Annotated in this window: 13 protein-coding genes; 9 read left to right on the forward strand and 4 right to left on the reverse strand. The window is 76.4% G+C overall.

The annotated features are described in order from the left end of the window. Positions 1-9 precede the first annotated feature (9 nt). From ACZ402_RS07375 to ACZ402_RS07385, 3 genes are all read right to left on the reverse strand, one after another. Positions 10-714 carry an esterase/lipase family protein gene (locus ACZ402_RS07375; RefSeq protein ID WP_375824902.1) on the reverse strand — a complete coding sequence of 235 codons (705 nt, stop codon included), beginning with the start codon at positions 712-714 and terminating at the stop codon, positions 10-12. A gap of 202 nt (positions 715-916) precedes the next feature. Continuing rightward, positions 917-1366, reverse strand: a complete 450-nt coding sequence (locus ACZ402_RS07380) for an SRPBCC family protein (protein WP_375824903.1) — start codon at positions 1364-1366, stop codon at positions 917-919. Positions 1367-1448: 82 nt separating this feature from the next. After that, positions 1449-2081: a nucleotidyltransferase family protein gene (locus ACZ402_RS07385; RefSeq protein ID WP_375824904.1), complete on the reverse strand. Its 633-nt coding sequence runs from the start codon at positions 2079-2081 to the stop codon at positions 1449-1451. A gap of 116 nt (positions 2082-2197) precedes the next feature. On the opposite strand from ACZ402_RS07385, the gene ACZ402_RS07390 reads away from it, so the two are divergent. The 6 genes from ACZ402_RS07390 to helR all read left to right on the forward strand — a co-directional run bounded on the left by ACZ402_RS07390 (position 2198) and on the right by helR (position 11051). Next, on the forward strand, positions 2198-3082 hold the full coding sequence (locus tag ACZ402_RS07390; RefSeq protein WP_375824905.1) for an endonuclease/exonuclease/phosphatase family protein: 885 nt from the start codon (positions 2198-2200) through the stop codon (positions 3080-3082). 80 nt (positions 3083-3162) lie between these two features. After that, positions 3163-4023: an ABC transporter ATP-binding protein gene (locus tag ACZ402_RS07395; RefSeq protein WP_375824906.1), complete on the forward strand. Its 861-nt coding sequence runs from the start codon at positions 3163-3165 to the stop codon at positions 4021-4023. Positions 4024-4151: 128 nt separating this feature from the next. Then, positions 4152-5150, forward strand: coding sequence for an ABC transporter substrate-binding protein (locus ACZ402_RS07400; protein WP_375824907.1), 999 nt, complete (start codon positions 4152-4154; stop codon positions 5148-5150). An 83-nt stretch (positions 5151-5233) separates the two neighbouring features. Beyond that, positions 5234-7438 carry an iron ABC transporter permease gene (locus ACZ402_RS07405; protein ID WP_375824908.1) on the forward strand — a complete coding sequence of 735 codons (2205 nt, stop codon included), beginning with the start codon at positions 5234-5236 and terminating at the stop codon, positions 7436-7438. Positions 7439-7518: 80 nt separating this feature from the next. After that, positions 7519-8520, forward strand: coding sequence for a siderophore-interacting protein (locus tag ACZ402_RS07410; protein ID WP_375824909.1), 1002 nt, complete (start codon positions 7519-7521; stop codon positions 8518-8520). A 209-nt stretch (positions 8521-8729) separates the two neighbouring features. After that, positions 8730-11051, forward strand: a complete 2322-nt coding sequence (gene helR / locus ACZ402_RS07415) for an RNA polymerase recycling motor ATPase HelR (protein WP_375824910.1) — start codon at positions 8730-8732, stop codon at positions 11049-11051. Between the two features lie 80 nt (positions 11052-11131). Here helR and ACZ402_RS07420 read toward each other — a convergent pair whose 3' ends face one another. Beyond that, positions 11132-11713, reverse strand: a complete 582-nt coding sequence (locus tag ACZ402_RS07420; RefSeq protein WP_375824911.1) for a YbaK/EbsC family protein — start codon at positions 11711-11713, stop codon at positions 11132-11134. 348 nt (positions 11714-12061) lie between these two features. On the opposite strand from ACZ402_RS07420, the gene ACZ402_RS07425 reads away from it, so the two are divergent. The 3 genes from ACZ402_RS07425 to ACZ402_RS07435 are packed head-to-tail and all read left to right on the forward strand — an operon-like array spanning position 12062 to position 18532. After that, entirely contained in the window at positions 12062-13111 is a 1050-nt protein-coding gene (locus ACZ402_RS07425) for a hypothetical protein (protein WP_375824912.1), read from the forward strand. Further along, positions 13108-14847 (forward strand): DNA polymerase Y family protein, encoded by a 1740-nt coding sequence (locus ACZ402_RS07430; RefSeq protein ID WP_375824913.1) that lies wholly within the window; start codon positions 13108-13110, stop codon positions 14845-14847. The genes ACZ402_RS07425 and ACZ402_RS07430 overlap by 4 nt, the downstream gene beginning before the upstream one ends. After that, positions 14840-18532: an error-prone DNA polymerase gene (locus ACZ402_RS07435; protein ID WP_375824914.1), complete on the forward strand. Its 3693-nt coding sequence runs from the start codon at positions 14840-14842 to the stop codon at positions 18530-18532. The genes ACZ402_RS07430 and ACZ402_RS07435 overlap by 8 nt, the downstream gene beginning before the upstream one ends. The last annotated feature ends 107 nt before the right edge of the window (positions 18533-18639 follow it).

The following is an 18639-nucleotide window of genomic DNA, read 5'->3' on the forward strand; positions in this document are numbered from 1 at the left end:
GGACCGCGCTCAGTCGCGGGAGGTCGACCGGGCGAGCCGTTCGACCTCCCGCACCACGACCTCGACGAGCGCCGGGTCGCCGAGCGGGAGGAAGTGCCCCGCGAGGGGCAGCTCGACGTTCCGGCCGCCCTCGAGCCGCCCGGTCTCGGGGATGTGCGGGTCGAAGCGCGGGTAGACGGCCGTGATGCGGGCGTCCACGCCGCGCTCCGCGGCGAGCGCGAGCAGCGCCGCGTCCCGCGGCGAGAACGCGCGCAGCGTGCGGCCCAGGAGGTAGCGCGCGTAGCTGGAGCCGTTGAACGGCGTCGCGACGGCCACCATGCCGGCCACGCGCGACCCGGCGGGCGAGAGCATGACGCGCTTGCCCACGAGACCGCCCTTGCTGTGCGCGACGAGGACGACGTCGTGCAGGTCCGCCTCCACGAGGAAGGCGGCGGTGCGGTCGGCCGCCTCGGCGAACGGGCGCCGGTTGTACCCGAGGTCGGGCACGGCGTGCACCGGGTGCCCGGCCCGCGCCAGCGCCGTCGCCACCGGCGCCAGGAGCTGCCACGTCTCGTAGACGCCCGGCAGCAGCACGACGGGGTCGCGGCCGCCCGGGCCGCGTGGGACGGGACGTCGCGACCGGACGAGGCCCGCGACCTGGCGTGCCGCCACGTACGCGTAGTCCGCCGCGCGGTCGCGCAGCCGCAGCGTCCCCACCCACCGGGGCGCCCTCACGCGCTCCCTCCCGCGGCCAGGACGGCCGCGTCGACGGTGTCCGGTCCCGGGCGGGCCGGGGCGTGCGCGGTCATCGCACCAGGATGGCGTGGGGAGTCCGCCTCGCGCGCGTCGGACGCCGCCGCACGTGACGGAGCGGGCCCGGGAACCCGGACCCGCTCCGTGGCGTCGCCGGTGGCCGGCGGGGCTGCACGTCGGGACGTCAGCCGACGTCCCCGCGCCAGGCACCCGTCTCGGTCCCGCGCGACTCGATGAACTCCTTGAACCGCGCGAGGTCGCCCTTGACGCGGCGCTCGTCGAGCTGGAGGACGTCGCCGACCTTCTCCACGACACCCTCGGGCGACCAGTCGAGCTGGACGGTCACGCGGGTCTGCGCGTCATTCAGCCGGTGGAACGTGACGACGCCCGCGTGGTCCGGGCCCGACGTGCTGTTCCACGCGACGCGCTCGTCGGGGTGCTGCTCCGTGATCTCCGCGTCGAACTCGCGCTCCACGCCGCCGATCTTCGTCCTCCAGTGCGTGTGCGTCGCGTCGAGCTGTCGGATCTCCTCCACGCCCTCCATGAAGCGGGGGAACTCCTCGAACTGCGTCCACTGGTCGTAGGCCCTGCGGACGGGGACGTCGACGTCGATCGACTGGGTGACCGTGCTCATCGGTGTGACCTCCTGAGGTAGCGGGCGGTACCTCTTCACCCTGTCGGGGGTCTGGTTCGCTCGCGCGTCGAACGCGCCCCGCTCACTCGAGGGCGTTCGACGGGTCCCCGGACGCCGGCTCCGCCGACGCCCGGCGCCCGCCGAGCGAGGTGTCCGCCATCTGCTCCGCGTCCACGACACCGAGCTCGTCGAGGAGGAAGAGGAACGCGCGCGCGTACGGGTTGTCCTCGACCCGCGCACGGACCTCGGGCCAGTCGATCTGCTCGCGCATCGCGCGCGCGACCGGCAGCAGCCGCGAGAAGTCGCAGTAGTGCTCGCCGACGACACGGAGCTTCGACGTCATGATCTCGGTCGCGGACAGGACGGGCATGCGGACCGCGAGCACCTCGATCTCGTCGGTGCGGGCGAGGAGGTCGTCGTCGATCGGCTCGCCGACCATCCGGTAGAGGACGTCGATGAGCTCTCCGCCGTGGTGGGCCTTGAAGAGCCAGTTCTCCGTCGGCTCCGTGATCTCGAGCCCGGCGGCCCGCAGCACCTCGCGCGCGCGGTCCACGTCGACCTCGCGGATCGCGAAGTCGGCGTCGTGGCTCGGCTCCGGCGCGCCGCGCGCCCACGCGGCGTACCCGCCGACCAGGGCGTGGGGGATGTCGGCCTCGGCGAGCGCCGCGGCGGTCATGCGGAGGCCGTCGTGCAGCGCGTCCCTGTCGTCCACCATGCCCAGGGTCTACACCACCCCCGGTGCGCTGGCACGTCACCGCGCGGGCCCGGTCGCACGGGTCGCCGGTGGTCGAGCGCGTGCGACCCGGAGCCCGCGTACCCAGAATCGGGAGGGTGCGCCTCGCGACGTTCAACATCCTGCACGGGCGGTCGCTCGTCGACGACCGGGTCGACGTCGACCGCTTCGCCGGCGCCGTCCGCGACCTCGACGCGGACGTCCTCGCGCTCCAGGAGGTGGACCGGGACCAGCCGCGCTCGCACCGCGCCGACCTCACGGCGGTCGCGGCGGAGGCGGCGGGCGCCGTCGAGCACCGGTTCGTCGCGACGCTCGTCGGCGAGCCGGGCGTGTGGACCGCGCCGACCGGGGAGAACCAGCCGGGCCGGGCCGCCTACGGGATCGCGGTCGTGAGCCGGTACCCCGTCACGGACTGGCGCACCGTCCTCCTCCCCGCCCCCCGCACGCGCGTCCCGGTCCGGTTCCCCGGCAGCCGGCTGCCGACGCTCGTGCGCGACGAGCCGCGCGCGGCGCTCGTGGCACGGGTCGAGTCCCCCGGCGGTCCCCTGACCGTCGCGTGCACGCACCTGACCTTCGTGCCCGGGCGCAACCTGACCCAGCTCGTGCGGCTGACCCGGTCGCTCGTCGCCCAGACCCCCGACGGCGAACCGGTCGTGCTGCTCGGCGACCTCAACGTCGACGCGCCCCAGGCGGCTTGGACGAGCGGGTGGCGGGCGCTCGCGTCGGCCGCGACGTTCCCGGTCGGCGAGCCCGCGCGTCAGCTCGACCACGTGCTCGCGCACGGGGCGGTCCGGGCGACGGAGCCCGCGGTGGCGGTCGACACAGGCCTGTCCGACCACCGCGCGCTGGTCGTCCCCGTGGCTCTGGGCGGGGAGCGCCACGCGTCCCCGACCCGGGCGCACGCGGCGGACGAGGACCACGCGCCCCCGACGACGGGTGCGGGGGACCGGCACCGGCGCGCCGCACCGACGACCGAGGGGTGACGCGGCGCCCCCTCGTGAACCGCGTCACACGGGTGGCAGGGTCTGGTTCGGACCCGGCGGCATAGATTAGCCTCACCTATGTGAGTGGAACCTCAGTTGTCCCGAGCCCGGCCGGAGCGCCCGGCGCCCCGGCGCTCGCCGGGCACGACCTGCGGCTGTCCTACGACGCGCGCACGGTCGTCCACGGCGCCGCGCTCGAGCTCGCGCCCGGAGCCGTCACGGCGCTGATCGGGCCCAACGGCTCGGGCAAGTCGACGCTCCTGCGCTCGCTCGCGCGCCTGCACCGTCCCGACGCCGGGACGGTCGCGCTCGACGATGCGCCCGACGCGCTCGCGCTCCACCCCAAGGACTTCGCGCGGCGGGTGACGCTCCTGTCGCAGAGCCGGCCCACGCCGTCGGGCGTGAGCGTGCGCGACGTCGTCGCCTACGGGCGCCACCCCTACCGCGGCCGGTTCCGCGCCAACGACCCCGACGGCCCGCGCGCGATCGCGCACGCCATGGACGTCACGGGCATCACGACGATGGCCGACCGCGGCGTCGACGAGCTCTCCGGCGGCGAGCTGCAGCGCGTGTGGCTCGCGACGTGCCTCGCGCAGGACACGCAGGTGCTCCTGCTCGACGAGCCGACGACGTACCTCGACCTGCGCTACCAGGTCGAGCTGCTCGACCTCGTGCGCGACCTCGCGGCGGAGCACGGCGTGGCCGTCGGCGTCGTGCTGCACGACCTCAACCAGGCGGCCGCCGTCGCCGACCGCGTCGTCCTGCTCCACTCGGGCGTCGTGCGCGCCACCGGGCCTGCCGACGAGGTCCTGACGTCCGAGCTGCTCACCGAGGTCTACGGCATCCACGTCGACGTCTACACGCACCCCCTCACCGGGCGCACGTGCTGCGAGCCGCTCGGGCGGCACGCCGCGCGGCTCGACGCGGCCGTCCTCGTCTGACCCCGTACCACCCGACGCACCACCCCACGACGTACTCCGCACCGACCCACCGCCCGGCCCCGACGCGCGGCCCACCGGCCCGCCCGACGGAGCACGGCCCGGGCACCGACCGACCCCGAAGGACACCCATGCGCTCGACCACCCGTTCCCTCGCCGCGGGCGCCCTCGCGCTCGCCACGGCGCTCGCGCTCACCGCGTGCGGCACGACCGAGGACCCCGCGGCCGCCGACGACGCCGAGGCGACGACCGACACGGCGTCCGGCCCGGTCACCGTCACCGACGAGCGCGGCGAGGTCACGCTCGACGCCCCGGCGACCGACATCGTCTCGCTCGAGTGGGGTCTCACGGAGAACCTCGTCGCGCTCGGCATCGAGCCCGTCGGGCAGGCGGACGTCGAGGGCTACAACACATGGGACACCGTCGCGCCGATCGACGCGAGCACGCCGGACGTCGGCACGCGCGGCGAGCCCAGCCTCGACGCGATCTCCGCGCTCGAGCCGGACCTCGTCGTCACGACGACGGACCTGCCGGAGAACGTCATCGCGCAGATCGAGGAGGTCGCGCCGGTGCTCGCGCTGCGCGGCTCCGACGGCGAGGACCCGATCGGCTACATGCGCTCCACGGTGGAGACGCTCGGCACCGTGACCGGTCACGAGGACGAGGCGGCCGCCGCGCTCGAGACCTACGACGCGAAGATCGCCGACGCCACGGCGGCGCTCGACGAGGCCGGGCTCGCCGGCGCCGACTTCACGATGGCGGACGGCTGGGTCACCAACGGTGCCGTCTCGGTCCGCATGTACACGCCGGGCTCGTTCTTCGGCGCGATCGGCGAGGAGATCGGGCTCGTCAACGCGTGGACCGAGGGCGGGGACCCCGACTACGGGCTCGCCCAGACCGACGTCGAGGGCCTGACCCAGCTCGGCGACGTGCAGTTCCTCTACGTCGCGAGCGACTCCGAGGCCGACCCGTTCACGGACGGCCTCGCCGGCAACGCGGTGTGGGAGCAGCTCCCGTTCGTCACGGCCGGGAACGTGCACCGCCTGCCCGACGGCATCTGGATGTTCGGCGGCCCGCTGTCCGCGGCGGCCTACGCCGACGCGGTCGTCGAGGCGCTCACCGCGGCCTGACACCGGTCCGCACCACCACCGGGCGCGGTTGCGCCCGGGCCGACGAGAAGGCTGACGAGAACCACAGTGCTGACGAGGACATCGTGACGCGGCCGGAGCAGCGCACGACGGCGGAGCCGGACACCCTCCTCCTGGAGGACCCGGCTCCGGCCGTCGTCCCGGGACCGGGCGGTACCGGCGACGCCGGTGCGGGGGACGGCGCGCCCGCGGGCCTGACGGCGGTCGCGCCCCGCGTGCGGACGTCGCGCCTCGGGATCGTGGGGGTGTTCGTCGTCGCGGTCGTGGTCGCGGCGGTGCTCGCCGCCGTGCACCTCACCCAGGGCACGGCCGACGTCGGCCCGCTCGACCTGCTGCGCCTGGCCACGGGCGGCGACGGCGTCGACCAGACCGTCGCCGTCCTCGTCGCCTCGCGCGTGCCCCGGCTGCTCGCGGGCCTCCTGCTCGGCGTCGCGCTCGGCGTCGCCGGCGCCGTGCTGCAGTCGGTCGCGCGCAACCCCCTCGCGTCGCCCGACACGCTCGCGGTCAACGCGGGCGCGTACCTGACGGTCGTGGTCGTCGCCGCGTTCGGCATCTCGATCCCGTTCTACCTCCAGGGCGGGCTCGCGTTCCTCGGCGGCCTCGCCGCGGCCGGGCTCGTGCTCGTCCTCGCGCGCGGCGGCGCCGACGGCCCGACGCGCCTCGTGCTCGCCGGGTCGGCGATCATGCTCGCGCTGCACTCGCTGACGATGGTCCTCCTCGTGCTGTTCGAGCAGGAGACGATGGGCCTGTTCGCGTGGGGGAGCGGGTCCATCGTCCAGTCGGGCACGCGCACCGTCTCGCTGGCGACTCCCGTCGTCGTGGTCGGCGTCATCGCCGCACTGCTCCTCTCGCGCCGCCTCGACCTCCTCGGCCTCGGCGACGATGCCGCGACCGTGCTCGGCGTCGACGTGCGCCGCACGCGCGTGCTGTCCGTCCTCGTCGCCGTCCTCCTGGCCTCGATCGCGGTGACGGTCGCGGGACCGGTCGGCTTCGTCGGCCTCGCGGCGCCGGTCGTCGCGCGGCTCGTCGCGCGCCGGGTGCCCGGGCTCGGCCGGCACGTGCTGCTCCTGCCGTTCGCGGCGATCGTCGGCGTGATCGTGGTCCTCGGCGCCGACGTCCTGCTCCGCCTGCTGCTGCCGGGCACGCTGTCCATCGCCGTGCCGACCGGCATCGTCACGACCGTCCTCGGCGCGGTCCTGCTCATCTGGCTCGCGCGGCGCCTGCGCGACTCCGGGCCGGCGTCGTCGCGCGGCGCGCACGGCGCGCTGAGCCGCCCGCGCTCGTCGCGCGCCGTGCTCGTGGTCGTCGCCGTGCTGGCGCTCGCCGTCGTCGCGGCCGCCGTCGCGGGCCTGCTGCTCGGGGACCGGGTCGTGCTGCTGGGCGACGTGGCGAACTGGTGGAACGGCCTCGCCGGACGCCACGTGACGTTCGTCCTCGACCAGCGCTTCCCGCGCGTCCTCGCCGCGCTGCTCGCCGGCGCGGCGCTCGCGCTCGCCGGCACGATCGTGCAGGCCGTGTGCCGCAACCCGCTCGCCGAGCCGAGCCTGCTCGGCGTCACGTCGGGCGCCGGGCTCGGGGCCGTGACGATGATCCTCCTCGTCCCCGGCGTCGGGATCTGGCCCATGTCCGCCGCCGCGGCGATCGGGGCGTTCGCGGTGTTCGGGCTCGTCTACGGGCTCTCCTACCGCGGCGGGCTCAGCTCGGACCGGCTCGTGCTCATCGGCATCGGCGCCCAGGCCGGGGTCATGGCCCTCATCACGCTCCTCGTGGTCGTCGTCGCGCCGTGGGACGTGAACCTCGCGCTCACGTGGCTCTCCGGCTCCACGTACGGGCGCACGCTCGAGCAGCTGATCCCCGTCGCGCTCGCGCTGCTCGTGCTCACGCCGCTCGCCGCCGTCTACCGCCGCGACCTCGACGTCCTGGCGCTCGACGACGACACCCCGCGCGTCCTCGGCGTCGCGCTCGACCGCACGCGCCTGCTCCTGCTCGCGGCCGCCGCGCTGCTCACGGCCGCCGCCGTGTGCGCCATCGGGGCGCTCGCGTTCGTGGGGCTCGTCGCGCCGCACGCCGCCCGGGCGCTGGTCGGGGCGCGGCACGGCCGGGTCGTCCCCGTCGCGATGCTGCTCGGCGCCCTCCTGGTGTCCGTCGCGGACACGCTCGGGCGGGTCGTCATCGCCCCCGAGCAGATCCCCGCGGGCCTCGGCACGGCGCTCCTGGGCGCGCCGTACTTCGTCTACCTGCTGTGGCGCAGCCGCGGCCGGGGAGCGTGACGCGTCTCACCGTGCCGGGGCACGATCCGAGGTCCGGACGGGTTGACCCCGGCGAGGGTGCGTAGGTTAGCCTCACCTGTGTGAGCCAGACCGTCGCCGCACCCCGCACCCGCGCTCGTCGTCCCGTCGCCCGCGCCACCGCGCCGTGGCGCTTCTTCGACGTCGAGGTGGCGCGCGTCGAGCAGCTCACGCCCAGCTTCCGCCGGTTCACGTTCACCGGCCCGGAGCTCGACCTCTTCGGCGACCCCGGCCTCGACGTGCGGATCAAGTTCGTCCTGCCCGCGCCCGACGGCGGCTACGAGCACCTCGTGCGCGACGCCGAGTCCTGGTACGCCGCGTGGCGCGACCAGCCCGAGGAGCGCCGCAACCCGCTGCGCACCTACACGACCGTCGCGGTGCGCCCCGAGGCGCGCGAGGTCGTCGTGGACGTCGTGCTGCACGGCGACGCCGGTCCCGCCTCGCGCTGGGCCCTGGCCGCCGAGGTCGGCACGCCGCTCGTCCTGCTCGGCCCGGACGCGTCGTTCGACGGTCCCGTCGGCGGCATCGAGTTCCGCCCGCCGACGCGCCCGCACGCGCTCCTGCTCGCCGGCGACGAGACCGCGCTGCCCGCGATCGCCGCGATCTGCGAGGACCTGCCCGCCGACGCGTGGGGCGAGGTCTACGTCGAGGTGCCGCACGTGGGCGACGCGCGCGACCTCGTCACGCCGCCGGGGGTGCGCGTGACGTTCCTCGCGCGCGACGACGTCCCCGGCGGTCCGCACGACGCGCACGACGCGCACGGCGCGCGCCTCGTGCCCGCCGTCCAGGAGGCCGCCGCGCGCATCCTCGGTGCGGGGGTCCTCGGGACCGACCCGCCCGCCCAGTGCCGCACCGCCGAGGACCTCGAGGACGTCGACGTCGACGCGTCGATCCTCTGGGAGGTCCCCGGCCTGCTCGAGGAGGACACCGTCCTCTATGCCTGGCTCGCGGGCGAGGCGAGCGCGATCAAGACGCTGCGCCGCCACCTCGTCACCGACCTCGGCGTCGACCGACGCGCCGTCGCGTTCATGGGCTACTGGCGCGAGGGCCGCGCCGAGAGCTGACGTTCCACGAGACGAGAGAAGTGGCCCCTCGCCGAGCGCGGTGACGGGCCACTTCTCGCATCTCGGCTGGTGGGCGCGGCCGCACGGGCCGGGCCACCGCCCGTCGACGGCGGGGAACGGAAAAGGAGGTCTAGCGGCCTCCCTTTCCAAGGTATAGCGCACGGGGGGTCTTGCGGCAAGAGCCCCCTGGGGGCGCAGAATCTCCGTTCGTGCGCGGGCCGTCGTCGGTCCGCGCCGTCCCGCTCGACCTCGGACCGGAGCTGATGACGTTGCCCGACGCCCCCGTGACCGCCGACCGCACGACCGACCCGACCGCCCGTCCGACCCCGGGCGGCGCCCGGATCTTCGACCTCCCCGACCGCCTGGCAGCGAAGGCCGACCCCGCGCTCGTCGCCGCCGACGAGCGGCACCTCGCCGCGATCGCGGCGAGCCTCGAGCACTCCGTCGCGGACCTCGCGCAGCGCCTCGACGCGGCGCGCCGCGCGCCCGGCGGGAGCGGGACGGAGGCGCTCGAGCGTGACCAGGAGATCCACCGGCTCAGCGGGCGGCTGCACCTCCTGCAGCGCTACGGCGTCGACCTGTGCCTGGGCCGCATGACGTTCGCCGACGGCTCCGCCCCGGTCTACGTGGGGCGCGTGGGCCTCACGGACCCGGCGGGGGAGCGGCTGCTCGTCGACTGGCGCTCGCCCGCCGCGGAGCCGTACTTCGCCGCGACGCCCGCGCACCCGCTCGGCCTCGCGGCGCGCCGTCGGTACCGGTGGGCGCGTGGTCGCGTCACGGACTACTGGGACGAGGAGCTCGTGCCCGACGGCGCCGGGTCGGGTGCGGCGCTCGACGACCAGTCGGCGTTCGTCGCGAGCCTCGGCGCGAGCCGGTCGCCGCGCATGCGCGACGTGCTCGGCACGATCCAGGCGGACCAGGACGCGATCGTGCGCGCGGGCTCGCGCGGCGCGCTCGTCGTCGACGGGGGCCCCGGCACGGGCAAGACCGTCGTGGCGCTGCACCGCGCCGCCTACCTCCTGTACGCCGACCCCCAGGTGGGCGCGGGGCACGGGGGCGTGCTCGTCGTCGGGCCGAGCCGCCCGTACCTCTCCTACGTCGCCGACGTGCTGCCCGGGCTCGGCGAGGACGGCGTGCAGACCTGCACGCTGCGCGACCTCGTCCCCGAGGGCGCGACGGCGCGCGCGGAGACCGACCCCGAGGTCGCCCGGCTCAAGGCGTCTGCCGACCTCGTCGCGGCGATCGAGCCGGCCGTGCGGTTCTCCGAGCGCCCGCCCACCGAGGGCATGGAGGTCGAGACGCCGTGGGCCGACGTCTGGCTCTCCACCGCCGACTGGGCGGAGGCGTTCGAGTCCGTGGACCCCGGCACCCCGCACAACGAGGCGCGTGACGACGTCTGGGCAGCGCTGGTCGAGATCCTCGTGGACAAGACGGTGGGCGAGGAGACCGCGGAGGACGCCGGGGACCTGTCGGCCGACGACGTGCGCCGCGCCCTGCGCAGCCACCGCGCGCTCGGCGCCGCGTTCGACCGCGCGTGGCCGCTCGTCGAGGCGACGGACCTCGTGGCCGACCTGTGGTCGGTGCCCGCCTACCTGCGCCTGTGCGCGCCGTCGCTCACGCCCGCGGAGGTGCGCGCGCTCCAGCGCGCGGACGCGCAGGCCTGGACGACGGCGGACCTGCCGCTGCTCGACGCCGCGCGGCAGCGCCTGGGCGACCCGGAGGCGTCGCGACGCCGTCGCCGCAACGAGGCCGCCGCGGCGGCCGAGCGGGCCCGGATGGACGACGTCGTCGACCACCTCGTGGCGTCCGACGACAGCGAGCTCATGGTCATGACGATGCTCAAGGGGCAGGACCTGCGCGACGCGCTCGTCGACGACGGCGCGCTGGTCACGGCCACGCCCGACCGGCTCGCGGGTCCGTTCGCGCACGTCGTCGTCGACGAGGCGCAGGAGCTCACCGACGCCGAGTGGCAGATGGTGCTGAGGCGCTGCCCGTCACGCAGCGTCACGGTCGTCGGGGACCGCGCGCAGGCCCGCCACGGGTTCGCGGAGGGCTGGCGCGAGCGGCTCGGGCGCGTCGGGTTCGACCGGGTCGCGGAGGCGTCGCTGAGCGTCAACTACCGCACGCCGCAGGAGGTCATGGCGGCGGCGGAGCCCGTCATCCGGGCGGCGCTCCCGGACGCCAACGTCCCGACGTCGGTGCGCAGCACGGGCGTGCCGGTCGCCCACGGGGCGGTCGCGGACCTCGACGGGATCCTCGACGCGTGGCTCGCCGAGCACGCCGAGGGCACGGCCTGCGTGATCGGCGGCGCGGGGTCCGTCGCGGCGTCGACCGAGTCGGTCGCGGCGCGGCTCGGGGAGGACGGGGCGTCGCGCGTGCAGGTGCTCACGCCGGAGACGGCGAAGGGACTCGAGTTCGACCTCGTCGTCCTCGTGGACCCGCAGACGTTCGGCGACGGCGTCGAGGGCGCGGTCGACCGCTACGTCGCGATGACGCGCGCGACGCAGCGCCTCGTCGTCCTGGATCGCTGACGATCGCCCGCCGAACACGACATGGAGGTCGCCAAGGAGCTTGTGGCGACCTTCATGTCGTGCTCGGCGGGTTGGGCGGGTCAGGCGACCGGGACGGCCAGGTCCTCGACGACCTCGACACCGGGCAGGCGGCCCAGCAGGTCGCCGGGAAGCAGCAGCTTCGAGCGCCGCACGCCGCTGCCGATCAGCGCGTGCGCGCCGTCGGTCACGATGCGCGAGTCCACGAGGACGCGCCACCCGTCCGGGAGCCCGACGGGCGTGATGCCGCCGTACTCCATGCCGGACTCGGCCGTCGCACGGTCGGTCGGCAGGAACGACGCCTTGCGCACGTCGAGCAGCTTGCGGACGCGCGTGTTGACGTCGGCGCGCGTGTGCGCGCGCACCACGGCGGCGGCGACCCGCTCGTCGCCCGCCCGCGCGCCGCCCACGACGACGCAGTTCGCCGACGCCTCGACGGGCAGGTCGAACGCGGCGTTGAGCGTCGCGGTGTCCGCGAGGTCGGGGTCGATCTCCGTCACGGCGACGAGCGCCGCGACGTCCGGGTCGGCCTCGGCCCACCGGCGCAGCGCGTCGGCGGTCACGGGGGCGACGAGGTCGAGGTGGTCGAGCGCGGGCTCCCAGGTGAGCGAGCCGAGCGTGGGCAGGGTCGTGCGGGCGTCCATGGCGCCAGCCTGCCATCCGGCGGGGCATCGTGCGGCGAGGACCGGCTGCCGAGCATGCGGTCGTGGCTCGCTCTGCACGCCGCACGGGCTGCGACTCCGTGCTCGGCGGGAGGAAGAGGTTCAGGTAGAGGTCGAGGGTTCGGGTCAACCCTCGAGCGACGGTCGAGGGTTGCGGCGGGCATCTCGGACGAAGCCGACGGCTCTCACCTGCGGAGTTGACACCCCGCGACGGCGGTCGTTCACTGGAAGTGTTCGAACGCCTGTTCGAACGATGGTGGGTGCAGAACGACGCCCCCAGCAGTCGACGCGCGGTGCGCGTCCCGTCCGAGCAGCATCCCGGGAGGCGAGATGACCCTTCTCGCCGACCCCGCCGAACGGGCGGGGGCACCAGACCCGACGGTCGCGGCCGTCGACAAGGCCGAGCGCGCCCGCGCCGTCCTGCGCCGTGCGGAGGAGCGTACGGGCGTCCGCCGACACCGCACGGTCGCCGCCCCCGCGGTCCCGGCAGCACCGGCCGCCGTCCCGCGCGCCGACGTCCCGCGCGCCGACGTCCCGCTCGCCGACGTCTCCTCGCCGACGGTCGCCCGGCCGACCCCTGTCGTGCCGGCCGAGCGCCCGGCGCGCGCCCGCGGCCGCCACGTCGCGATGCGGGACCCGAGCCGGGACGCGGGCACGGACGAGCGGGTGTGGCCGGTGCACGACGCGCTCGCGCCGCTCCTCCCGCTCGGCGCCCTGCAGCGTGGCACCGCGCTGGCGGTGCGCGGCTCGACGAGCCTCCTGCTCGCGCTCGTCGCGCGGCCCTCCCGGTCCGGGGCATGGACCGCAGCGGTCGGGTTCCCCGCGGTCGGGCTGCTCGCGGCCGCCGACGTCGGCGCGGACCTCGACCGCGTCGTGCTCGTCCCGCGCCCCGGCCCCGACGCGGCGCTCGCGATCTCGGCGCTCGTCGACGGCCTGGACGTCGTGGTCGTCGGGCCCGACGCCGCCCTCACCGACACCGACCGGCGTCGCCTCACCGCCCGGGCGCGCGAGCGCGGGGCGCTGCTCGTCGCGGCCACGGCGTGGCCGGGCGCGCACGTCGTGCTCACCGTGACGGGCGGCGGCTGGTCCGGGGCCGACCGCGGGGCGGGCTGGCTGCGCCGGCGCACGCTCGTCGTCGAGCGGGCGGGTCGCGGGGGCGCCGCGCGCCCCGTGCGGGTCGAGGTCGAGCTCCCGTTCGCCCACGAGGACTGGCCCGCGTTCCTCGCCGAGGACGCCCGCGGCACCCGGCCCGCGGCCGGGACCGGCGCCACCGTGGCCGAGACCGCCGCGACCGCCCATGAGACCGCCCACGGGACCGCCGTCGGCCCCGCCCGGGTCGACGACCCCGACCGGCCCTCCCGGCTCCGGCTCGTCGGATGAGCACGAGCCCGACCCGCACGGCCGCCCTGTGGGTGCCGGACTGGCCGGTGCTCGCGGCGATGGCGGTGCGCGACGTCCCCGCGCACGTCCCCGCCGCGACGCACGACGGCCGTCGCGTCGTCGCCGTCTCCGCGACCGCGCGGGCCCACGGCGTGCGCCGGGGCATGCGCCGCCGTCGGGCCCGGGAGTGCTGCCCGGAGCTCGAGCTGCTCGACGTCGACGACGCGCGCGACGCCCGCGAGTTCGAGCCCGTCGCCCTCGCGGCCGAGACCGTCGTCGCGGGGCTGGAGATCACCCGGCCCGGCCTCCTGCTCCTGCCGGCCGCCGGGGCGAGCCGCTATCACGGGTCGGACGTCGCGCTCGCGGAGGCGCTCGTCGCGCGCGTCGCCGAGCGCACCGGGCACGAGAGCCAGGTGGGCGTCGCCGACGGCATCCTCGCGGCCGTGCTCGCAGCGCGGGACGCCGCCGTCGTCGCGCCCGGCGGCTCCGCCGCGTTCCTCGCCCCGCGGCCCGCGCGCGACCTCGCGCACGTCGCCGCCCGCCCCGACGCCGCCGTCGCGGTCGACGAGCTCGTCGACCTCCTGGGCCGGCTCGGCGTGCGCACCCTCGGGGCGCTCGCGGCACTGCCGCCCGCGACCGTCGAGGGGCGGTTCGGCGACCTCGGCGCGTGGGCGCACCGGCTCGCGCGCGGCGAGGACCTGCGCCCGCCCGCGCGGCGCCGCGTCGAGCCCGACGTCGCGGTGGGCGCCGACCTCGACCCGCCCGCCGAGCGCGTCGACGTCGCGACCTTCGCCGCGCGGCGGCTCTCCGAGGACCTGCACGACCAGCTCGTCGCGCGCTCGCTCGTCGCCGGGCGCCTGCGCATCACCGCGCGGACCACGGAGGGGGACGACCTCGAGCGCACCTGGCGGCTCGACGGGCCGGGTGCGATGAGCCCCGCGCGCCTCACGGACAAGGTCCGGTGGCAGCTCGAGGGCTGGCTCACCACGACGAGCATCCGCTCCGCGCGCGCGGCCCGGTCCGCGCGCGGTGGCAGGCGTGGTGGCGAGCGAGGCGGCTCGCCCGGCGGCGCCGACGTCGTGCCCGACGTCGCGCCGCTGACCCGCCTGTCCCTCACGGCCGAGGAGGTCGTCCCCGCGGGGGCCGAGCAACCGCGCCTGTGGGGTGCGTCGAGCGGCGAGGACGCGCGCGCCCACCGCGCGCTCGGGCGCGTGCAGGGCATCCTCGGCGGCGACGCCGTCCTGCGCGTCCAGGTCCAGGGCGGGCGCGACGCGACCGACCGCGTGCACCTCGTGCCGTTCGGGGAGGACGTCGCCCGCCCGCGCGACCCGGCCCTGCCGTGGCCCGGCGCGCTGCCGAGCCCCGCGCCGGCGGTCGTGCCCGTCGAGCCGCAGGACGTCGTCGTGCTCGACGCCGCCGGGCGGCCCGTCGTCGTCGACGCCCGGCTCGCGATGAGCGGCGAGCCCGCGACCGTGCGGTGGGTCGCCCCGGCACCCGAGGAGGAGGCGCGCCGCGCGGGGGCCTCCGGACGGGAGGCGCTGCGCCCCGGCACTGGCCCCGGGGCCGGGGCCGGGCGCGCCGTCGTGGACTGGGCCGGGCCGTGGCCGCTCGCCGAGCGCTGGTGGGCACCCGCGTCGCGGCGCCGGGTGCACGTGCAGGTCCTGCTCGACGACGGCCGCGGGCTCCTCCTCGCGAGCACCCGCGGGCGCTGGACCGTGGAGGGCCTCTATGACTGACCGGACGGCAGGGCCGCGGTACGCCGAGCTCCATGCCCACTCCGCGTTCAGCTTCCTCGACGGCGCGTCCCACCCCGAGGAGCTCGCCGCCGAGGGCGCGCGGCTCGGGCTGTCGGCGCTCGCGATCACCGACCACGACGGCCTGTACGGCGTCGTGCGCTTCGCCGAGGCGGCGCGCAAGGTCGGGCTCCCCACGGTCTTCGGCGCCGAGCTGCACCTGCCGGCGCCCACGGCCACGGGCGCGCCCGTGCTCGACCCGCCCACCGGCGTGCCCGACCCGCGCTCGACCCACCTGCTCGTCCTCGCGCGCGGCACGCAGGGCTACCGCAACCTGTCGCGCGCCATCGCCACCGCGCACCTCGCGACCGGGACCAAGGGGGCCGCCGACTACCGCCTCGACCGGCTCGGCGAGGAGGCCGCGGGCCAGTGGCTCGTGCTCACCGGCTGTCGCAAGGGTTCGGTGCGCCGCGCGCTCGTCACGTCCGGCCGCGCCGCGGCGCGCCGCGAGCTCGACCGGCTCGTCGCCGTCTTCGGCGCGGACAACGTGGCCGTCGAGATCACCGCGACCGACGACCCGCGCGACGCCGACCTGCACGCGGCGCTCGCCGATCTCGCCGCCGAGGCCCGGCTGCCGCTCGTCGCGACGACCGCCGCCCACTACGCGTCGCCGCGCGACGCCGACCTCGCGGGGGCGCTCGCCGCGGTGCGCGCCCGCTCGTCGCTCGACGACCTCGACGGGTGGCTGCCCGGTGCCCCGACGACGCACCTGCGGACCGCGACGGAGATGCTCGCGCGCCACCACCGGCACCCGCAGGCCGTCGCGACCGCGGCCGCGCTCGGGGACGAGTGCGCGTTCGACCTGCACCTCGTCGCGCCCGACCTCCCGCCGTACCCCGTTCCGGCCGGGCACACCGAGGCGACCTGGCTGCGCGAGCTCGTGCGGCGCGGCGGCGAGGACCGGTACGGCCCGCGCGGGCGGGAGACCGTCGCGGGCTCGTGGGCGCAGATCGACCACGAGCTGGAGGTCATCGAGGACCTGCACTTCCCCGGGTACTTCCTCGTCGTCTACGACCTCGTCGAGTTCTGCCGGGTCAACGGGATCCTCGCCCAGGGCCGCGGGTCGGCCGCGAACTCCGCGGTCTGCTACGCGCTCGGCATCACGGCCGTCGACGCGGTGAAGCACGGGCTGCTGTTCGAGCGCTTCCTCGCGCCCGAGCGCGACGGGCCGCCGGACATCGACATCGACATCGAGTCGGCGCGGCGCGAGGAGGTCATCCAGCACGTCTACGCGACGTTCGGGCGCACGCACGCCGCGCAGGTCGCGAACGTCATCTCCTACCGGCCCAAGTCGGCCGTGCGCGACGCGGCCCGGGCGCTCGGGTACGACGTCGGGCAGGCCGACGCGTGGAGCAAGTCCATCGAGCGCTGGGGGTCGCTGCGCGGCCCCGACCCGTCGTCGCCCGCGGCGGACCGGAAGGCCAAGGAGGTCGCCATCGCGACGAAGACCGCCGAGAAGGACGCCGAGAAGGCTCGCCTGTGGGGGTCGGGCGACGTGGGTTCGGCAGGGAGGGAGGTGGGGTCGTCGCGCACCGGCACCTCCCGCGCCGTAGCCTCTCGCGACGAACGTCCGCACACCGGGCATCGTGGCGACTGGTCGCCCGACCTGAGCGGCCGGGGCGCGCGGCGACCGCGCGTCGTCGACCCGCTCGCCGTGGACGAGGGCGAGGTCCTGCGCGCGGACGACACGCACGACGTCGTGCCCGCGCACCGTCCGCCGTCGGCCGCGCAGGAGGGCGAGATCCCGGACGCCGTGCTCGACCTCGCCGACCGGATGCTGCGCCTCCCGCGGCACCTGGGCATCCACTCGGGCGGGATGGTCATGTGCGACCGCCCCGTCATCGAGGTGTGCCCCGTCGAGTGGGCGCGCATGGAGGGGCGCACCGTCCTGCAGTGGGACAAGGAGGACTGCGCGGACGCGGGGCTCGTGAAGTTCGACCTGCTGGGCCTCGGGATGCTCACGGCGCTGCGCATCGGGTTCGACCTGGTCGAGCGGCACGAGGGCGGCCCGCGCCTCGCGCTGCACACGCTGCCCGAGGACGACCCGGCGGTGTACGACCTGCTGTGCGCGGCCGACACCGTCGGCGTGTTCCAGGTCGAGTCGCGCGCGCAGATGGCGACGTTGCCGCGGCTGCGCCCCCGAAAGTTCTACGACATCGTCATCGAGGTCGCGCTCATCCGCCCCGGGCCCATCCAGGGCGGGTCCGTGCACCCGTACATCAACCGCGCGCGGGGGCGCGAGGAGGTGACGTTCCTGCACCCGCTGCTGGAGAAGTCGCTCGGCAAGACCCTCGGTGTGCCGCTGTTCCAGGAGCAGCTCATGCAGATGGCGATCGACGTCGCGGGCTTCTCGCCCCAGGACTCCGACCAGCTCCGGCGCGCGATGGGGTCCAAGCGGTCGGTCGAGCGCATGGAGGAGCTGCGCGGGCGGCTCATGGACGGGATGCGCAAGAAGGGGGTCACGGACCCGGCCGTGCGCGAGGCGATCTACGACAAGCTCAAGGCGTTCGCCGACTTCGGGTTCCCCGAGTCGCACGCGTACTCGTTCGCGTTCCTCGTCTACGCGAGCTCGTGGCTCAAGGTGCACCACCCCGCCGCGTTCTACGCCGGCCTGCTCGCGGCGCAGCCCATGGGGTTCTACTCGCCGCAGTCTCTCGTGGCGGACGCACGCCGCCACGGCGTCACCGTCCTGCGCCCCGACGTCAACGCGTCCGACGTCGAGGCGACGGTCGAGCGGCTGCCCGCCGACCATGCGGGTGGCGACCATCAGGGCGCTCGGACGGGCAGCAACCACGTGGTCGGCGGAGGGGTGCGGGTCGACACCGCGTTCGGGCCGGAGCCCGATCTCGAGCTCGCGGTGCGGCTCGGGCTCGCGAGCGTGCGGGGGCTCGGCAAGGACGCGGCCGAACGGGTCGTCGCGGCGCGCGGGGCGCCGGGGGAGGGGCGGCCGTTCAGCGACCTGCGCGACCTCGTGCGGCGCGTCGACCTCACGACCGCCCAGCTCGAGGGGCTCGCGACCGCCGGCGCGACGGACGGCCTCGGCGTGACCCGGCGCGAGGCGCTGTGGGCGGCCGGCGCGCTCGCGCAGGAGGGCCCGGGGACGCTGCCCGGCGTGAGCGTCGGGGTCGAGGCCCCGGCGCTGCCCGGCATGACCGACGTCGAGACCGCCGTCGCCGACGTGTGGGCCACGGGCGTGTCCGCCGACTCCTACCCGACGCAGTACGTCCGCGACGGCCTGACGGCGGCGGGCGTGCTCACCGTCGTCGGCGCGGTCGAGGTGTCGCGGCAGATCGAGCAGGTCGACGAGGCCGAGCGCGTCGCGGGCGAAGTGCCGGGGACGCGCCCGCACCCGTCGTCGCGCGTCGCGGTGGGTGGCGTCGTCACGCACCGTCAGCGTCCCGGGACCGCCGGGGGCGTGACGTTCCTGTCGCTCGAGGACGAGACGGGGATCCTCAACGTCGTGTGCTCGCCCGGGCTGTGGCAGCGGTTCCGGAAGGTCGCGCGCGGCTCCGCGGCGCTCGTCGTGCGCGGGCGGCTCGAGCGGGCCGACGGCGCCACGAACCTCGTCGCGGAGCACCTCGCCCCGCTGTCGCTGCAGGTCGCGACGACGTCCCGCGACTTCCGCTGACGCCGAGCCCAGGGCGCGCGGCCCGACACCCCGGGACCGGACGTCGGCGTCGCCGCGGTCCGGAGCGCGGTCCCGTGGTAGGAACGGACCGGACGCAGGCCCGGTCG

It is taken from the genome of Cellulosimicrobium sp. NPDC030954 (assembly GCF_055571305.1).

Excerpts from the sequence above, each read along its gene's own strand:
- ACZ402_RS07435 (WP_375824914.1), top strand. The coding sequence starts at position 14,840 with ATGACTGACCGGACGGCAGGGCCGCGGTACGCCGAGCTCCATGCCCAC.
- ACZ402_RS07385 (WP_375824904.1), bottom strand. The coding sequence starts at position 2,081 with ATGGTGGACGACAGGGACGCGCTGCACGACGGCCTCCGCATGACCGCC.
- ACZ402_RS07400 (WP_375824907.1), top strand. The coding sequence starts at position 4,152 with ATGCGCTCGACCACCCGTTCCCTCGCCGCGGGCGCCCTCGCGCTCGCC.
- ACZ402_RS07420 (WP_375824911.1), bottom strand. The coding sequence starts at position 11,713 with ATGGACGCCCGCACGACCCTGCCCACGCTCGGCTCGCTCACCTGGGAG.
- ACZ402_RS07380 (WP_375824903.1), bottom strand. The coding sequence starts at position 1,366 with ATGAGCACGGTCACCCAGTCGATCGACGTCGACGTCCCCGTCCGCAGG.
- ACZ402_RS07430 (WP_375824913.1), top strand. The coding sequence starts at position 13,108 with ATGAGCACGAGCCCGACCCGCACGGCCGCCCTGTGGGTGCCGGACTGG.
- ACZ402_RS07425 (WP_375824912.1), top strand. The coding sequence starts at position 12,062 with ATGACCCTTCTCGCCGACCCCGCCGAACGGGCGGGGGCACCAGACCCG.